Origin of the sequence: Micromonospora sp. NPDC047738, assembly GCF_040642675.1 — a bacterium.
GTDB lineage: Bacteria > Actinomycetota > Actinomycetes > Mycobacteriales > Micromonosporaceae > Micromonospora.
Genome location: NZ_JBEYSO010000011.1, coordinates 23,531 through 40,260 on the forward strand (window position 1 = coordinate 23,531; position 16,730 = coordinate 40,260).

The 16,730-nt window shown below is 74.8% G+C and carries 12 protein-coding genes; 8 read left to right on the forward strand and 4 right to left on the reverse strand.

Going from position 1 to position 16,730, the window contains the following annotated elements:
• Positions 1–29 precede the first annotated feature (29 nt).
• From ABZ783_RS19070 to ABZ783_RS19090, 5 genes are all read left to right on the forward strand, one after another.
• Entirely contained in the window at positions 30–3,602 is a 3,573-nt protein-coding gene (locus tag ABZ783_RS19070; protein WP_357440170.1) for a PD-(D/E)XK nuclease family protein, read from the forward strand.
• A gap of 16 nt (positions 3,603–3,618) precedes the next feature.
• Positions 3,619–7,125 (forward strand): UvrD-helicase domain-containing protein, encoded by a 3,507-nt coding sequence (locus ABZ783_RS19075; protein WP_357439797.1) that lies wholly within the window; start codon positions 3,619–3,621, stop codon positions 7,123–7,125.
• A gap of 205 nt (positions 7,126–7,330) precedes the next feature.
• On the forward strand, positions 7,331–7,534 hold the full coding sequence (locus tag ABZ783_RS19080) for a cold-shock protein (RefSeq protein WP_007464836.1): 204 nt from the start codon (positions 7,331–7,333) through the stop codon (positions 7,532–7,534).
• 218 nt (positions 7,535–7,752) lie between these two features.
• Positions 7,753–9,060 (forward strand): DEAD/DEAH box helicase, encoded by a 1,308-nt coding sequence (locus ABZ783_RS19085; RefSeq protein ID WP_357439799.1) that lies wholly within the window; start codon positions 7,753–7,755, stop codon positions 9,058–9,060.
• A 219-nt stretch (positions 9,061–9,279) separates the two neighbouring features.
• Positions 9,280–9,471 (forward strand): hypothetical protein, encoded by a 192-nt coding sequence (locus tag ABZ783_RS19090; protein WP_073834767.1) that lies wholly within the window; start codon positions 9,280–9,282, stop codon positions 9,469–9,471.
• Positions 9,472–9,496: 25 nt separating this feature from the next.
• Here the strand turns inward: ABZ783_RS19090 and ABZ783_RS19095 are convergent, their stop codons facing one another.
• The 4 genes from ABZ783_RS19095 to ABZ783_RS19110 are packed head-to-tail and all read right to left on the reverse strand — an operon-like array spanning position 9,497 to position 12,659.
• Positions 9,497–9,940 carry an Rrf2 family transcriptional regulator gene (locus tag ABZ783_RS19095; RefSeq protein WP_357439804.1) on the reverse strand — a complete coding sequence of 148 codons (444 nt, stop codon included), beginning with the start codon at positions 9,938–9,940 and terminating at the stop codon, positions 9,497–9,499.
• 4 nt (positions 9,941–9,944) lie between these two features.
• Positions 9,945–10,829: an ABC transporter permease subunit gene (locus ABZ783_RS19100; protein WP_357439806.1), complete on the reverse strand. Its 885-nt coding sequence runs from the start codon at positions 10,827–10,829 to the stop codon at positions 9,945–9,947.
• Positions 10,819–11,598: an ABC transporter ATP-binding protein gene (locus ABZ783_RS19105; protein ID WP_357439808.1), complete on the reverse strand. Its 780-nt coding sequence runs from the start codon at positions 11,596–11,598 to the stop codon at positions 10,819–10,821. The genes ABZ783_RS19100 and ABZ783_RS19105 overlap by 11 nt, the downstream gene beginning before the upstream one ends.
• Positions 11,595–12,659: an ABC transporter substrate-binding protein gene (locus tag ABZ783_RS19110; RefSeq protein WP_357439810.1), complete on the reverse strand. Its 1,065-nt coding sequence runs from the start codon at positions 12,657–12,659 to the stop codon at positions 11,595–11,597. Before ABZ783_RS19110 ends, ABZ783_RS19105 begins: the two co-directional genes overlap by 4 nt.
• A 229-nt stretch (positions 12,660–12,888) precedes the next feature.
• On the opposite strand from ABZ783_RS19110, the gene ABZ783_RS19115 reads away from it, so the two are divergent.
• The 3 genes from ABZ783_RS19115 to nudC are packed head-to-tail and all read left to right on the forward strand — an operon-like array spanning position 12,889 to position 16,577.
• Positions 12,889–14,199 (forward strand): pitrilysin family protein, encoded by a 1,311-nt coding sequence (locus ABZ783_RS19115; protein ID WP_357439813.1) that lies wholly within the window; start codon positions 12,889–12,891, stop codon positions 14,197–14,199.
• A gap of 55 nt (positions 14,200–14,254) precedes the next feature.
• Positions 14,255–15,592: a pitrilysin family protein gene (locus ABZ783_RS19120; RefSeq protein WP_357439816.1), complete on the forward strand. Its 1,338-nt coding sequence runs from the start codon at positions 14,255–14,257 to the stop codon at positions 15,590–15,592.
• Between the two features lie 40 nt (positions 15,593–15,632).
• The gene (gene nudC / locus ABZ783_RS19125; RefSeq protein WP_357439819.1) at positions 15,633–16,577 is read left to right on the forward strand and encodes an NAD(+) diphosphatase; all 945 of its coding nucleotides are present in this window, start codon (positions 15,633–15,635) and stop codon (positions 16,575–16,577) included.
• The last annotated feature ends 153 nt before the right edge of the window (positions 16,578–16,730 follow it).

Sequence of the window (16,730 nt, forward strand, 5' to 3'; positions counted from 1 at the left end):
GTGTCGTACCGGCGTGGTGGGATGAGGCGGTGCAGGCGTACCGGTTGGTGCGCCGGCCTGGCGGGGCGGCGACGGGGGTCGGCCGTGCCGGCGGGGCGGGGCAGGGGGTCGGTCGGCCCGGTATTGGGGCGACCTTGGCGGAGCCGCGATCCGGGGGGTCGGCGGACGATGCCGCCTACCCGCCACCGCGCCGGCCCGACCCGGCACAGGCCGAGGTGGTCGCGCACACCGACGGGCCGATGCTGGTGGTCGGCGGCCCGGGCACCGGCAAGACCGACACGCTCATCGAGGCGGTCGCCGCGCGGGTGGCGGAGGGCGTCGAGCCCGAACGCATCCTGGTGCTCACCTTCAGCCGGCGGGGCGCCACCGACCTGCGCCACCGGATCGAGGCGCGGATCGCCGGCGCGGGCCAGCCTCACCAGAGCGGGCAGGCTGTCAGCAGCCCGTCCGCGGCGAGCAGCACCGCGACCCGGCCCGCCCGGGTGGTCCGCGAGCCGCTGGTCCGCACCTTCCCGGCGTTCGGGTTCGGCCTGCTCCGCCGGGCCGCCGCCGAGCGGGGCGAGCCGTCGCCCCGGCTGCTCACCGGTCCCGAGCAGGATCTGATCATCCGCGAGCTGCTCGACGTGGTCGGCGAGGAGCCCGACGACGACCCCGTCGGCTGGCCGGCGGACCTGCGCCCCGCGCTGCGGACCCGGGCGTTCGCGCAGCAGCTCCGCGACCTGCTGATGCGCGCCGCCGAGCGGGGCGTCGGCCCGGTCGAGCTGGCCCGCCTGGGGGAGAAGCTGGGCCGCGCCGACTGGCCGGCCGCCGCCCGCTTCCTCCGGGAGTACGTGGCCGTGCTCGCCCTGCGCGACGTGAGCAACCGGGGTTCGATCGCGTACGACCCGGCGGAGCTGGTCCGGGCCGCCACCGGGATGCTGCGCGACGACCCGGAGCTGCTGGCGGCCGAGCGCCGCCGGTTGGCCCACATCTACGTCGACGAGCTCGCCGACACCGACCCCGCCCAGCTCGAGCTGCTCGCCGTCCTCGCCGGCGGGGGCAAGTCTCTGGTCGCCTTCGCCGACCCGGACTCCTCCACGTACGCCTTCCGGGGCGCCGACCCGGCCGGCGTGACCACCTTCCCGCACCGGTTCCGCACCGCCTCCGGGGCGCCGGCCGCGCAGGTCACGCTGACCACCTCCTACCGGGCCGGTCCGGAGCTGCTGGCCGCGACCGCCCGGCTGGCCCGCCGGCTGCGCGGCCCGGCTGCGCACCGGCGGCTGCGTCCGTTGCCCGACGCGCCGCCCGGCACGGTCGAGGTACGCACCTTCCGCTCGGCGACCAGCGAATCCGCCTGGCTGGCCCACGCCCTGCGCGAGGCGCACCTGCTCGGCGGGGTGCCCTGGTCCCGGATGGCGGTGCTGGTCCGCGCCACCGGCCGGCAGTTGCCGTCGCTGCAACGCGCCCTGCACACCGCCGGCGTGCCGACCGTGGTGCACGGCGAGGACCTGCCGCTGCACCTCCAGCCCGGGGTGGCCCCGCTGCTGCTCCTGCTCCGCTGCGCCCTTGAGCCGGACCGGCTGGACGAGGAGGCCGCGGTCGCCCTGCTGCACTCGCCGCTCGGTGGCGCCGATCCGCTCGCCGAGCGGCGGCTGCGCCAGGGGCTGCGCGCGCTCGCGCTGGCCGCCGGCGACCGCCGCCCGTCCGGCGAGCTGATCGTCGAGGCGCTGGGCGACCCGGCCGAGCTGGCCACCATCGAGCGGCGCTGGGCAGCGCCCGCCCAGGCGGTGGCCCACCTGCTGGCGACCGCCCGGCAGGCCGCCGCCACGCCCGGGGCCACGGCAGAGGACGTGCTCTGGGCGGTGTGGCGGGAGAGCGGGCTGGCCGAGCGCTGGGCCGGCGCGATCACCCGGGGCCGGGCGGCCACCGGCGAGCACGAGACCGCGCAGCGCTGGCGGGCGGAGGCCGCCGACCGGGACCTCGACGCGGTGCTGGTGCTCTTCGACGCGGCGGCCCGGTTCACCGACCGGCTGCCCGGTGCGCGTACCGAGGTCTTCCTCGACCACGTGCTCGGGCAGGACCTGCCGGCCGACACCCTGGCCGCCAGCGCCGACCGGGGCGAGGCGGTACGCCTGCTCACCGCGCACGCCGCCAAGGGCCTGGAGTGGGACCTGGTCGCGATCGCCGGGGTGCAGGAGGGCGTCTGGCCGGACCTGCGGCTGCGGGGCAGCCTGCTCGGCTCGGAACGGCTGGTCGACGTGCTCGCCGGCCGGGCCGACGACACCGGGGTCCGGGCCAGCCTGGTCGGGCAGACCTCGGCACTGCTCGACGAGGAGCGGCGGCTGTTCCACGTCGCGGTCAGCCGGGCCCGGCGTCGACTGCTGGTCACCGCGGTCGCGTCCGCGGCGGTGGGCGGCGACGACCACGAGGAACAGCCCAGCCGCTTCCTGCACGAGCTGGGTGCCACCGAGCCGCCGGCGACCGGTGGCGGCACGGCCCCCGCCGGCCCCGACCCGGCGCCGAAGCCGGCCGGTCCCGGCACCGCACCGCCCGACGACGGGCCGGTGCCGACCGTCGACGAGGACCCGCAGGAGGCGCCGGCCGCCCTGCCGGTCACCCTGCCGCCGCGCGGGCTCACCCTGTCCGCGCTGGTGGCGGAGCTGCGCACCGCGGTCACCGACCCGGCGGCACCGCCCACCCGGCGGCACGCGGCGGCGGCCGAACTGGCCCGGCTGGCCGCCGCCGGGGTGCCCGGCGCCCACCCCGACGACTGGTGGGGGCTGCGCGGCCTCTCCGACGACCGGCCGCTGGTCGACGAGGGCGAGCCGGTCCGGGTCACCCCGTCGGCGATGGAGAGCGCGCTCCGGTGCAGCCTGCGCTGGCTGCTCGAACGGCACGGCGGCAGCGCCCCGGCCAGCGCCGCGCAGGGCGTCGGCAACCTGGTGCACGCCGCCGCGATGCTGGCCGAGGACGCCAGCGTCGACCGGACCACCCTGCTGGAATACGTGGCCGCCCGGTTCGACGCGATCGAGCTGGCCGCCCGCTGGATGGTCGGCCCGGAACGCGCCCGCGCCGAGGCCATGGTGGACAAACTGCTCCGCTGGCTGGCCGGCAACCCGCGCCGGCTGCTCGCCATCGAGCACGAGTTCGCGGTACGCCTCGACGACCCGCACCGGCCCGTCGAGCTGGCCGGCCGGGTGGACCGGCTGGAGGTCGACGCCGAGGGGCGGCTCGTGGTGATCGACCTGAAGACCGGCAAGTCGACCGCGGTCACCGAGCGGGAGGTGGCCGAGCATCCGCAGCTCGGGGCGTACCAGGCAGCGGTCGAGGCGGGGGGCTTCGCCGAGTTCGGCGCCGAGTCCGGGGGCGCCGCTCTCGTGCAGCTCGGCACGTCGGCCAAGGACGCCAAGGAGCAGGCCCAGGCCGCGGCCGGGGAGGGACCGGCGGCCGGCTGGGCGACGGCGCTGGTCCGGCGTACCGCGGATACCATGGCCGCGGCCACCTTCGCCGCGGTCGCCAACTCGAAGTGCCGGGTCTGCCCGGTCCGGACGAGCTGCCCGGTATCCGGCCAGGGGCGCCAGGTAGTGGAACCGCCGACCAACCCAGCGCCCCGGGAAGAGTGAGCGCGAGGACGATGCCGTGACCCAGCCCGCGCTCTTCGGCGCCGCCACCACCCCGGCGCCGCGGACCGCCGACTCCGGCCCGCGCTACACCCCGGTCGAGCTGGCGAAGTTGTTGCGGCTGCCGGCACCCACCCGGGAGCAGGCGGCGATCATCGCGGCACCGGTCGAGCCGCTGCTCGTGGTCGCCGGTGCCGGCTCCGGCAAGACCGAGACGATGGCCGCCCGGGTGGTCTGGCTGGTCGCCAACCAGTACGTGCGACCGGAGCAGATCCTCGGCCTCACCTTCACCCGCAAGGCCGCCGGCGAGCTGGCGCACCGGGTGCGGACCCGGCTCGACCAGCTCATCCGCCGGCTCGGCCGGCGGGGCCGGGACCCGCACGACGACCCGCTCGCGGGCGAGCCGACCGTCTCCACCTACCACTCGTACGCCGGGCGGATCGTCACCGAGCACGGGCTGCGCGCCGGGTACGAGCCGACCACCCGGCTGCTCACCGAGGCGTCCCGCTGGCAGCTCGTCGACCTGCTGGTGCGCAACTACGACGGGGACATGTCCGAGGTGGACCGGATGCCCAGCACCATCACCGACGCGGTGCTGGCGCTGGCCGGGGAGCTGGACGAGCACCTGGTCGACCCGGACGAGCTGGCCGCCTGGACCGGCCGGTTCTACGCCGAGGTGCAGTCCCGCCCCGGCCGGGTCTACGCCGACGTGCGGAAGGCGTTGCAGTTCCAGCGGACCCGGTTGAAGCTGCTGCCGCTGGTCCGCGCGTACGCCCGGCGCAAGGACGACTTCGAGGCGATGGACTTCGCCGACCAGCTCGCCCGGGCCGCCCGGGTGGCCCGGGACCATCCCGGCGTCGGGGTGATCGAGCGGGACCGGTTCCGGGTGGTGCTGCTCGACGAGTACCAGGACACCAGCCACGCCCAGGTCGTGCTGCTCAACGCGCTCTTCGGCGGCGGCCACCCGGTCACCGCGGTGGGCGACCCCTGCCAGTCCATCTACGGCTGGCGCGGCGCCAGCGCCGGCACGCTGGACCGGTTCCCCACCGAGTTCGCCCGCACCGACGGCACCCCGGCCCAGGTGCTCAGCCTCACCACGAGCTGGCGCAACCGGCCGGAGATCCTCGGCGTGGCCAACGCGCTGTCGGTGCCGCTGCGCGCGGCCGGCGCCCGGGTGCCCGAGCTGCACGCCGCGTTCAGCGTCCGCGAACCGATCCCGCACCGCAGCCCCCGCGGGCAGGCGGCCGGCACCGTGCACTGCGCGCTCCTCGAGACGTACGCCGACGAGGCCGACTGGATCGCCGACAGCGTGCTCGCCGCCTGGCGCGGGGCGGCCGGGATGCCGGACGCGCTGCCCGAGCACATCCCGGTGCCCCGGCGGCCCACCACCGCCGTGCTGGTCCGGCTGCGCAGCCAGATCCCCGCCATCGAGTCGGCCCTGCGTGCCCGGGGCCTGCCGGTCGAGGTGGTCGGGCTCGGTGGCCTGCTGGACACCCCCGAGGTCCGGGACGTGGTCTGCACGCTGCGGGTGCTCGCCGACCCGACCGACGGGGCGGCGCTGCTGCGGCTGCTCACCGGTGCGCGCTGGCGGATCGGGCCGCGTGACCTGGTCGCCCTGCACCGGCGGGCGAAGGCCATCGCGAAGGCGCGCCGGGAGCTGGCCGGCGAGGACGGGCCGGAGATTACCGTGGACGCGCTGGACGAGGCCACGCTGGTCGAGGCGCTCGCCGATCTCGGGCCCGCGCAGGCGTACTCGGCGGAGGGGTATGCCCGGCTGCGGTCCTACGGGATGGAGCTGGCGCTGCTGCGCTACCGGCTGGACCAGTCCCTGCCGGAGCTGATCGCGGACATCGAGCGGACCATCGGCCTGGACGTGGAGGTGGCGGTCCGGGCCGGCCGGGACGGCACCGGCGACGCCGGACTGGCCCGCGGCCACCTGGACGCGCTCGGTGACGTGGCGGCCCGGTTCTCCGGCGAGACGCCCGGCGCCACCCTCGCCGGCTTCCTCGCCTACCTGGCCGCGGCCGAGGACGAGGAGCGTGGCCTCACCCCCGGCGAGGTCGAGGTGGTGGAGGGCGCGGTGCAGATCCTCACCGCGCACGCCGCCAAGGGCCTGGAGTGGGACGTGGTGGCGGTGGCCGGGCTGACCCGGGGGGTCTGGCCGGGGCCGGTCCGCAACTCCGACCACTGGCTGGGCGGGCTGGGCGTGCTGCCGTTCCCGCTGCGCGGCGACGCCGACGGGCTGCCCGAGCTGGGCCTGGCCGGGGCGGAGGACCAGCGCGGGGTGGCCCGGGCGCTGGAGGACTTCACTGACGCCTGGCGGGCGCACGACGAGCGGGAGGAGCGCCGGCTGGCATACGTGGCGGTGACCCGACCCCGGCGGCTGCTGCTCTGCTCCGGCTACTGGTGGGGGGAGGGCACGAAGAAGTTCCGCGGTCCTTCGGTGTTCCTGCGCGAGGTGCACGACGCCGGCCTGGCCGGCGCGGACGGGCACCTGGTCGACGAGTGGGCGCCCGAGCCGGCCGGCGACGCGGTGAACCCCACCACCGAGACGGTGCTCCGGGCCGAGTGGCCGGCCGACCCGCTCGGTGCCCGCCGCCCGGCGCTGGCCGAGGCCGCCGTGCTGGTCCGCCGCTACCTCGCCGATCCCGAGGCGGCCCGCCGCGAGGCCGCGCTGTCGCCGGGGCCTGCCCCGACCGCCGGGGTCGCCCCGGCCAGCCGTGAGGCCGCGGTGTCGCCGGAGCCCGCCCCGACCGCCGGCCTGGCCGAGGAGCGGGCCCGGGGAGCCGCCGAGCCGTCCGCCGAGGACCCCGAGGTGGTCCGCTGGCGGCGGGAGGCCGACCTGCTCCTCGCCGAGCGGGCCGAGCTGGCCCGCCGCGCCGAGGCGGTCGAGGTGGAACTGCCCGGCCATCTGTCGGTGACCCAGCTGGTGGCGCTGCGGCGCGACCCGGAGGCCCTGGCCCGGGCGCTGCGCCGACCCATGCCCGCCGAGCCGAACCCGTACGCCCGGCGCGGCACCGCGTTCCACGCCTGGCTGGAACAGCGCTTCGGTGCCGACCGGCTGCTCGACGTGGACGAGTTGCCCGGCGCGGCGGACGACGACGCCGCCCCGGACGAGGCGCTCACCGAGCTCCAGCAGCGCTTCCTGGCCAGCGAGTGGGCCGACCGGATGCCGGTGGAGGTGGAGGTGCCGTTCGCCACGGTGATCGCCGGGGTGGTGGTCCGGGGGCGGATGGACGCCGTCTTCGCCCGCCCCGGCGGCCGGTACGACGTGGTCGACTGGAAGACCGGCCGGCAGCCCGGCGGGCGGGAGGCCGACGCGGCCGCGGTGCAGCTGGCCGTCTACCGGCTGGCCTGGGCCGAGCTGGCCGGCGTACCGGTCGAGCGGGTGGGCGCCGCCTTCCACTACGTCCGGGACGGGGTCACCGTCCGCCCCACCGACCTGCTCGACGTCGCCGGGCTGACCGCGCTGGTCGCCGGCGTGCCGGAAATTTCTCCGGACGTCCCGGCGTTGCCCAATCCGTGATAGGTTAGGCGCGTTGCAGTTTTGGTTTCCAGAGACTCTGTGTGCGCCTGGCGGATTGTGGCCCCAGGCGCTCTTTGTTGTGTCCGGAGTTCTCCGGGCGGGGCGACCAGAAGCGACAGGCGGTCCACGCATCAGACGCGTGGGGCGCTCCTTTTCGGCCCGCAACAGGTGCGGGTTCGAACGTTCCGTCAAGGAGACGAAACAAATGGCTATTGGCACCGTCAAGTGGTTCAACGCTGACAAGGGCTTCGGCTTCATCACCCCGGACGGCGGCGGCGCCGACGTCTTCGCCCACTTCTCGGCGATCCAGTCCTCCGGCTACCGGAGCCTGGACGAGAACCAGCGGGTCGAGTTCGAGGTGACCCAGGGCCAGAAGGGCCCGCAGGCGGAGAACATCCGCCCGCTCTGATCTTCGGATCGACCAGTAACACCCACCACGCCCACCGGGTGTGGTGACCGACCGGTCCGCCGCGCCGCCCACCCGTACCGCGGGCGCGGCGCGCTGCGGCGGACCGGTCCGCACCCCTTCGGTTCGTGCTTGTGAGTCCCGGCGGACGAGTCCGCCCGGACAGCGCCGCTTCCCGGCGCCCTCCCTCGACACGTGCCGCGTCGAGGAAGGTCTTTCGCATGACCACCGTCATTCCGTCGTTCGCCCATACCGGCCTGGCTCCGGTGCTGCTCGCCGAACTCTCCGCCCAGGGCATCACCGAGCCGTTCCCGATCCAGTCGGCGACCCTGCCAGACTCGCTCGCCGGCCGGGACGTGCTCGGCCGGGGCCGTACCGGCTCCGGAAAGACGCTTGCCTTCGGGCTTGCGCTGCTCTCTCGCACCGCCGGTCGCCGGGCCCGCCCGGGCCGTCCGCTCGCCCTGGTGCTGGTGCCGACCCGTGAGCTCGCACAGCAGGTCAACACGGCACTCGCCCCGTACGCCCGCGCCGTCGGGCTGCGCTGCGCCACCGTGGTCGGTGGCCTCTCCATGCAGCGTCAGGCGGACGCGCTGCGCGCCGGTGCCGAGGTGGTCGTGGCCACCCCGGGCCGGCTGCACGACCTGATCAACCGGGGTGACGCCCGGCTCGACCAGGTCGCGATCACCGTGCTCGACGAGGCCGACCAGATGGCCGACATGGGCTTCCTGCCGCAGGTCGTCAAGCTGCTGGAGCAGGTCGCACCGGACGGCCAGCGGATGCTCTTCTCCGCCACCCTGGACGGCGGTGTCGACAAGCTGGTCCGCCGCTTCCTGACCAACCCGGTGTCGCATTCGGTCGACCCCGGCACCGCCACGGTGACCGGGATGACGCACCACGTGCTGCACGTCGACGCCGTCGACAAGCCGGCCGCGCTGGCCCAGATCGCCGCCCGCGAGGGCCGCACCATCCTGTTCATGGGAACCAAGCACCGCGCCGATCGGCTCGCCCGCCAGTTGCTGGCCAAGGGGGTACGCGCCGCCGCGCTGCACGGCGGCAAGTCGCAGCCGCAGCGCACCCGGATCCTCGAGCAGTTCCGTACCGGTCAGGTGACCGCGCTGGTGGCGACCGATGTGGCGGCCCGCGGCATCCACGTCGACGGGCTCGACATGGTCGTCAACGTGGATCCCCCGACGGAGGCGAAGGACTACCTGCACCGGGGTGGGCGTACCGCTCGAGCGGGGGAGTCCGGCACGGTGGTCACCCTGGTCCTACCCGAGCAACGCCGGGACGTGGCCCGCTTGATGAGCGCGGCTGGCATCAGGCCGCAGTCGAGGCAGGTTCACCCCGGCGACGAGGCCCTCGCCCAGGTGACCGGTGCCCGCGAGCCGTCCGGCGTGCCGGTGACGATCACCGCCCCGCAGCCGGCTCCCACCTCGCGGCCCCATCGGGCGGGCGGGGCTGACGGCACCCGCTCCCCGCACCGCACCTCCAGCCGCTCGCGCCGTCCGCGTCGTCCCCGATCCGCCTGATCACTCAGCAGGGAACCTCCCCGGTCGTCCCGGCGCCGCACCCTCCTACGCCGGCGGAAAGTCCCGGGGCGGCCACGGTCCGGTCGAGATGCCGGAGTGACGGCCCGCCCCTGGGTCGGGGATCAGTCCGATGGGCGACTGCGTGCAGCCGTCGTTCCCCCGATACTCGCCTCTCGGGGAATGAGGCTGGGCGAACCGGCCGAGCGCGGAGGGGGGACCATGGCGAGCGACGCCGGCTCGGCGGAGGTGCGCGAGCTGCTGCTGGTCCTCGCGGTCGCGGGGGCGGGGCTGCTGCTAGCCATGGCGGTGGCGTTCGGTCCCTGGCATCCGACGTCGGACGGATCCGCCCGGGCCGGGCTGGTCGAGTTGCACAGCCCGGCCGGGTGGGACACGGATCCCGTCGCGAGCTGACCCCCGGAAGGGTCGACAGCCGAGGTCAGCGCGTGGCGGAGCGGTCGGCCAGCAGGTCGGCCAGCGTGGTGCGGTCCACCACCAGCGCGATCGCGCCGTCGACCGCCAGCCAGACGTCCCGCAGCCCGCTGGCCACCCCGTGGTAGCCGGTCCGGTCGGCGGGCATGCCCCGGACGCTGGTTAGCGCGCCGCCGACCGCGCGCAGGACGTCACCCACGCTGATCTCGCCCGCGGCCCGGGTGAGGGCGTACCCGCCCTCGGTGCCGCGATGGCTGTGCAGCAGCCCGGCCCGACGCAGGTCGAGCAGGATGCCCTGGAGGAAGCTGAGCGGGATGTCCTGGCGCTCGGCCAGGCTCGCCGCCTTCACCAGTTCGCCGCCGCTGAGCCCGCCGTCGCCGGTGGACCCGGCGGCGTCGGCGACGGCGAGCATGGCCCGGAGCGCGTAGTCGGCGCGCGCGGAGACGTACACGGCGTCAGTTGCCGGCCTGGTCCAGCACGCCCCACCGGCGGCGGATCGCCTTGTCCGCCGCGCCGAAGGCGGCGTCCACCAGCAGCCCCACCACCAGGATGACGATCATGATCGCCATCAGCCGGGGCGCCTCGTTGAGCTCCCGGGCGTAGGTGAGCTGCGCGCCGATCGACGTCCGGGTGGCGATGACCACCAGCAGTTCGCCGGCCATCAGGCTGCGCCAGGCGAACGCCCAGCCCTGCTTGAGCCCGGCCACGATGGCGGGCAGCGCGGCCGGCGCGATCACGTACCGGTAGAGGTTGAGGCCGCGGGCGCCGAGGTTGCGGCCCGCCCGCACCAGCAGCGGCGGTACGTAGTCGACGCCGTGGATGACGCCGTTGGCGACCGACGGCGCCGCGCCGAGCACCACCACGAAGAAGATCGCCTGCTCGCTGAGCTGGAAGAGCAGGATGGCCAGCGGGAACCAGGCGATCGACGGCATGGTCTGCAGCGCGGTGATCATCGAGCCGAGCGCGGCCCGCAGCACCGCCACCCGGGCCACGGCCAGGCCGAGCACCAGCCCGACGGCGACCGCGGCGGCGAAGCCCACGGCGGCCCGGCGGCCGGTGGTGGCCAGGCCGTCCCAGAGCGCCGGGCTGACCAGGTAGTGGCCGAGGTCCTCGAACACCGTCGCCGGCCCGGGCAGCGCCCACGGGTCCTTCCACCCGGTCCAGACCACGACCTGCCAGACGGCGACGGCCAGGGCCAGGGCGGCCAGCTTCGGCCACAGCGCCGACCAGGCGCGGCGTACCCGGGACGGCCCGCGCTGGCGGCCGGCGGTCTCCAGGGCGTCCAGGCCGGAGATCTCCGCGTCGGTACGCGCGGATCCGGCGAGCGTGTCACTGGCCATGGCGGCCCACCTCCGTACGCAGCCGGTCGGTGACCTCGGCGGCGATGGTCGCGATCTCCGGAGAGTCGATCCGCCGGGGCCGGGGCACGTCGACCCGGGTGGACCAGATGATCCGGCCGGGCCGGCTGGAGAGCAGGATGATCCGGTCGGCGAGCCGGGCCGCCTCGCGGACGTTGTGCGTCACGAAGAGCACGGTCAGCCGGCGCTCGGACCAGATGCGTTCCAGCTCGTCGTGCAGGATGTCCCGGGTCATCGCGTCGAGCGCGCCGAACGGCTCGTCCATCAGCAGCACCGGGGTGTCCAGGGCGAGGGTGCGGGCCAGCGCGACGCGCTGCCGCATGCCGCCGGAAAGCTCGTGCGGGCGCTTCCGGCCGAACTCGGCCAGGTGGACCGTACGCAGCAGGTCGGCCACCTTCGCCCGGCGCTCGTCCCGGGGCAGCCCGCGCAGCTTGAGCGGCACCTCGACGTTGGCCTCGACGGTGAGCCACGGGAACAGGGCCGGCTCCTGGAACATCAGGCCCGGGTTGACCGCCTCGCCCAGCTCGATCTGGCCGCCGCTGGCCCGATCCAGCCCGGCGACCAGGTTGAGCAGCGTGCTCTTGCCGCATCCGGACGCACCGACCAGGCAGACGAACTCGCCGGGTGCGACGTCCAGCGACACCCCGTCCAGCGCCAGGACGGCCTGCTCGCCCTGGCCGTACACCTTGGTCACCCCGCGCAGCGCGACCGCGCCGGTCGCGCTGCGCGGGGTCGTCGTGGTCGACGTCACGGCTGGGTGACCTCGGGCTTGCCCTGCGCCTTGAGCACCTCGTTGAGGAAGGACAGGTCGTAGAGGCCGTTGAGGTCCACCGGCTGGGTCAGCTCGACGGCGACCGCGTGGTCCAGGCCGGTCTTCAGCGAGGCGGCGATCGGGTCGTTGGTGAACTCCAGGGTGGGCCAGGCCTGCTTGATCAGCTTGACGTCCAGCGGCTTGCCGGTGATCTTGCCGATGTGGTCGGAGATGGCCTGCTGCGCCTCGTCCGGCTTGCCGTTGACGAACTCGTTCGCCGCGACCTGCCCCTCCACCAGCTTCTTCACCACGTCCGGGTGGGCCTTGAGGAACTTGGTGCTGACCAGCAGGTTGGTGATGACGAACTTCCGGTCCGGCCAGAGGTCGCGCTCGTCCACCAGCACCTTGCCGCCGGCGTTGACCAGCCGGGAGACGTACGGCTCCGGCACCCAGGCACCGTCGATCGCACCGCTGGCGAAGGTGTCCACCGTCTGCGCGTTCTCCTGCGGGACCACCTTGACGTCGCCGCCGCCCTCCTTGGTGGTCTTGAGGCCCTTCTCTCGCAGCCAGTAGCGCAGCGCCACGTCCTGGGTGTTGCCGAGCTGCGGCGTGGCGATCTTCTTGCCGCGCAGCTGCTCGACCGAGGTGATGTCCGGCTTGACCACCAGGGCGACGCCGCCGGAGGCGGCGCCGGAGACGACCCGGACCGCCTCACCCTTGGACTTCGAGAAGGCGTTCACGGTCGGGTTCGGGCCGATGTACGTGGCGTCGAGCGCGCCGGAGAAGACCGCCTCGATGGCCGCCGGGCCGGCGTTGAAGGTCTTGGTCTCCAGCGTGACGTCGCTGCCGAGCTTCTCCTTGAAGATCCCCTTCTCCACCCCGACCACGGCGGGCGCGTGGGTGATGTTGGGGAAGTAGCCGAGGCGCAGGGTCACCGGACCGGACGTGCCGGCCGCGTCGTCGGTGCCGCCGCCGCAGGCCGCCGTGGTGCCCAGGGTGGCCGCGCCGACCACGGCGAGGGTGGCCAGGGAGACCAGCCGACGGAAGGGGAGCCGTCTCATCGTGTGTCCAATCCACAGTATTCCTACTTAGTTGGTAGGAAGAGTGGGGCAGGCTGGAGTCGGCGTCAAGACCCATCCACGATCCGGGACGGGCAACCTGGGTATTCCCGGTAATTCCCACCTGTTCGGTGGAATAAGCGGTGCCGGTCGGCCCACCACCGGAACGACCGTCCAGGGCGGCGGGCCACACCGGCGGTGCGGGAGTTGCCGACGCGTTAGGGTCGATCTCGTGCCGACGCGGAGAACGAAAATTCCAGCGACGAAGTACCCGGTCGAGCGGTTCAGCCTCGACAACGGCCTGCGGGTGGTGCTCACCCCCGACCGCAGCGCCCCGGTGATCGGGGTGGCGGTGGTCTACGACGTCGGCATCCGGTCCGAGCCGGAGGGGCGCACCGGCTTCGCCCACCTCTTCGAGCACCTGATGTTCCAGGGCTCGGAGAACCTGGAGAAGCTGGCCCACTTCCGGCACGTCCAGGGCGCCGGCGGCACCTTCAACGGCTCCACCCACCTGGACTACACCGACTACTTCGAGACGCTGCCCAGCAACGCCCTGGAACGGGCGCTCTTCCTGGAGGCCGACCGGATGCGCGGCCCCCGGCTGACCGAGGAGAACCTGCGCAACCAGGTCGACGTGGTCAAGGAGGAGATCCGGGTCAACGTGCTCAACCGGCCGTACGGCGGGTTTCCCTGGCTGACCCTGCCGCCGGTGATGTTCGACACCTTCCCCAACGCGCACGACGGCTACGGCTCCTTCGACGACCTGGAGTCGGCCACCGTGGCGGATGCCACCGACTTCTTCCGGCGCTACTACGCCAGCGGCAACGCGGTGCTGGCGGTCAGCGGGGACATCGACGTGGCCGAGGCGACGGAGCTGATCGAGCGGCACTTCGGGGACGTGCCCGCCCGCCCCGCCCCGGCGCGGCCCGACTTCGCCGAGCCCGACCTGACCGCCGAACGCCGCCGGTCCTACACCGACAAGCTGGCCCCGCTGCCGGCGGTGGCCGGCGCCTGGCGGGTGCCCGACCCGGTGACCGACTTCGCCGGCTACCTGCCGTACGTGGTGCTGGCCGAGGTGCTCACCGACGGCGACGCGTCCCGGCTGGTCGAACGGCTGGTCCAGCGGGACCGCACGGTCACCAGCCTCGGCGGCTACCTCGGTTTCATGGGCGACCCGTTCGACGTGCGCGACCCCACGGCGTTGCTGCTCCAGGCACACCTGCCGCCCGGGGGCGACGTGGACAAGGTGCTGCGCACCATCGACGAGGAATTGGACCGGCTCGCCACCGACGGGCTGACCGAGGGAGAGCTGGCGCGTACCCAGGCCCGGATGGCCACCCATCTGCTGCGGGACACCGACGCGGTGCTCGGCCGGGCGCTGCGGATGGCCGTCCTCGAACAGCAACGCGGCGAGCCGGGCCTGCTCAACGAGCTGCCCCGGCTGGTCGGCGAGGTGACCGAGGAGCAGGTCCTCGCCGCCGCCGCCACCCTGCGGCCGGAGCGCCGCGCGTCCATCGAGGTCATCGCCGGAGGTGCCCGGTGAGCGCGAGGAGTGAGCCGGTTTTGCGAGCCCCGCAGTCGCGAACGGAGGAAGGCCGGTGACGGCAACCGTGGAGACCGGGACCCGGCCGCTGCCGCCGCTCGGCCCGAACCGCCGGCTCAAGCTGCCGAAGCAGGCCGAGCGCACGCTCGCCAACGGGCTCACCGTGATCGCCGTACGCCGACCCGCGGTCCCGCTGGTCGAGCTGCGGCTCTGGATGCCCGCCGGGCGTACCCACCTGGCCCGGGGCGCGATGCTGGCCCAGACCATCCTCGCCGGCACGGCGACCCTCACCGCGACGCAGATCGCCGCCGAGCTGCAGAAGGTCGGCGGCGGGCTGTCCGCCGGGCTCGACCCGGACCGGCTCATGCTCTCCGGGGCGAGCCTGGTCACCGGCCTGGACCGGATGCTGGAGATCCTCGCCGACGTGCTGACCGGGGCCACCTACCCGGGTGACTGGGTGGAGACCGAGCGGGACCGGCTGGTCGACCGGATCCAGGTCGCCCAGAGCCAACCCGCCCACCTGGCCCGGACCGCGCTGCTCAAGCGGGTCTACGGCAAGCACCCGTACGCGGTCCAGACCCCGGAGCCCGACCAGGTGCGTGCGGTCCGCCCGCCCGCGCTGCGGCGGTTGCACGCGGACCGGGTGCACCCGGCCGGTGCGGTGCTGGTGCTGGTCGGCGACGTGCAGCCGGAGCGGGCCGTGGACGCCGCCGAGCAGGCGCTGTCCGGGTGGAACGGCACCGGGGGCGCCGAGGAGCTGCCGCCGGCCCCGCCGCTGGAGCCCGGCCCGCTGCTGCTGGTCGACCGTCCCGGCTCGGTCCAGTCGTCGCTCCGGATCGCCCTGCCGGCGGTGCCCCGTACCCACCCGGACCACGCCGCGCTGCAACTGGCCAACCTGGTCTTCGGCGGCTACTTCTCCTCCCGCTGGGTGGAGAACATCCGGGAGGACAAGGGCTACACGTACGGGCCGCACTCGCTGGTCGAGCACTCGGTGGCCGGGTCGGTGCTGATCGCCGCCGCCGAGGTGGCCACCGAGGTGACGGCCCCCGCCCTGCTGGAGACCGGGTACGAACTGGGCCGGCTGGCGTCGCTGCCGCCGAAGCCCGAGGAACTGGAGCAGGCCCGCCAGTACGCGCTCGGCACGCTCCAGCTCGGCATGTCCACCCAGGCCGGGCTGGCCTCGCTGACCAGCGCGTACGCCGGCAACGGGCTGCGCCTGGACTTCCTCGCCGAGCACGCCGCCCGGCTCGCCAAGGCGACCGTGGACGACGTGGCGGAGGTGGCGGCGCGCTACCTCGCCCCGGCGAAGGCGGTCACCGTGGTGCTCGGTGACGCGGAGCGGATCGCGGATTCGCTGGCCACGCTCGGGCCGGTGCGGACGGAGTCGGCGTGAGCGAGCGAACCAGTTGGCTCAGCACCGGGGTGTGTCGCGCGTGACCGGCGAGGCCGGCCCGCCGCTGGCCCGGTCCACGCTGGACCGGGCCGCGCACCGGCGTACCGACCCGGACTGGCTCGCCGAGGCGTGGGAGCGGGCCCGGGTGCTGGTGCTGGACTCGGCCGACGGCGGGCGGGCCCTGGTCCGTGGCGCGTCGGCTGCGCCGGAGTTGGTGCTGGTCGGCCCCGCCGAGCTGCCCGACGTGCCCCGGTCGGTGCCGATGTTCCTCGGCGTCGAGCCCGACGGCGTACCGGTCTTCGCGGTGGACGCGCCGCTGCCGGAGCTGCCGGACACCCGGCGGGCCAACCTGCGCGAGGTGGGACACCTCCTGGCTGACCGGGACGCGGGCCTCTTCACCACCGCCCTCGCCCTGCTGAACTGGCACGTCCGGCACGGCTACTCGTCGGTCACCGGGCAGCCGACGCAGGTCGACGAGGCCGGCTGGTCCCGGGTGGACCCGGGTGGCGAGCGGGTCTGGCCGCGTACCGATCCGGCCATGATCGTGCTGGTCCACGACGGCGTGGCCGGCCCGGTGGGGCGATGCCTGCTCGGTAACAACGCCGCCTGGGCACGCACCCCCGGCGAGCGCCGCTTCTCCTGCCTGGCCGGCTACGTCGAGCCCGGGGAGTCGGCCGAGGCCGCCGTGCACCGCGAGGTCCGCGAGGAGGTCGGCGTCGGGGTCGAGGAGATCGCGTACGCGGGCAGCCAGTCCTGGCCGTTCCCGGGCTCGCTGATGCTCGGTTTCCTGGCCCGCGCCGACGCCGACGAGCCGGTCCGGGTGGACCCGGCCGAGATCGCCTACGCGCGCTGGTTCACCCGGCGGGAGATCGGCGCCGCGCTGGCCGGGGAGGCGGTCGACGTCGACGGTCACCGGCTGGCCCTCCCGCCACCCTCCTCCATCGCCCTGTTCCTGATCCACCGCTGGCTCGACGGCCTCTGCTGAGTGGTCGGGCCACCTGACCGACACGGCGGATGGGTCGTCTCCACCTCGCCAACGTGGCGGGTGGGTCACCGCCACCTCGCCGACGTGGCGGGGTTGCGGCCAGCGGGATACCGCCACTTCGCCGACGTGGCGTTGATCACCGGCAGATGCGGT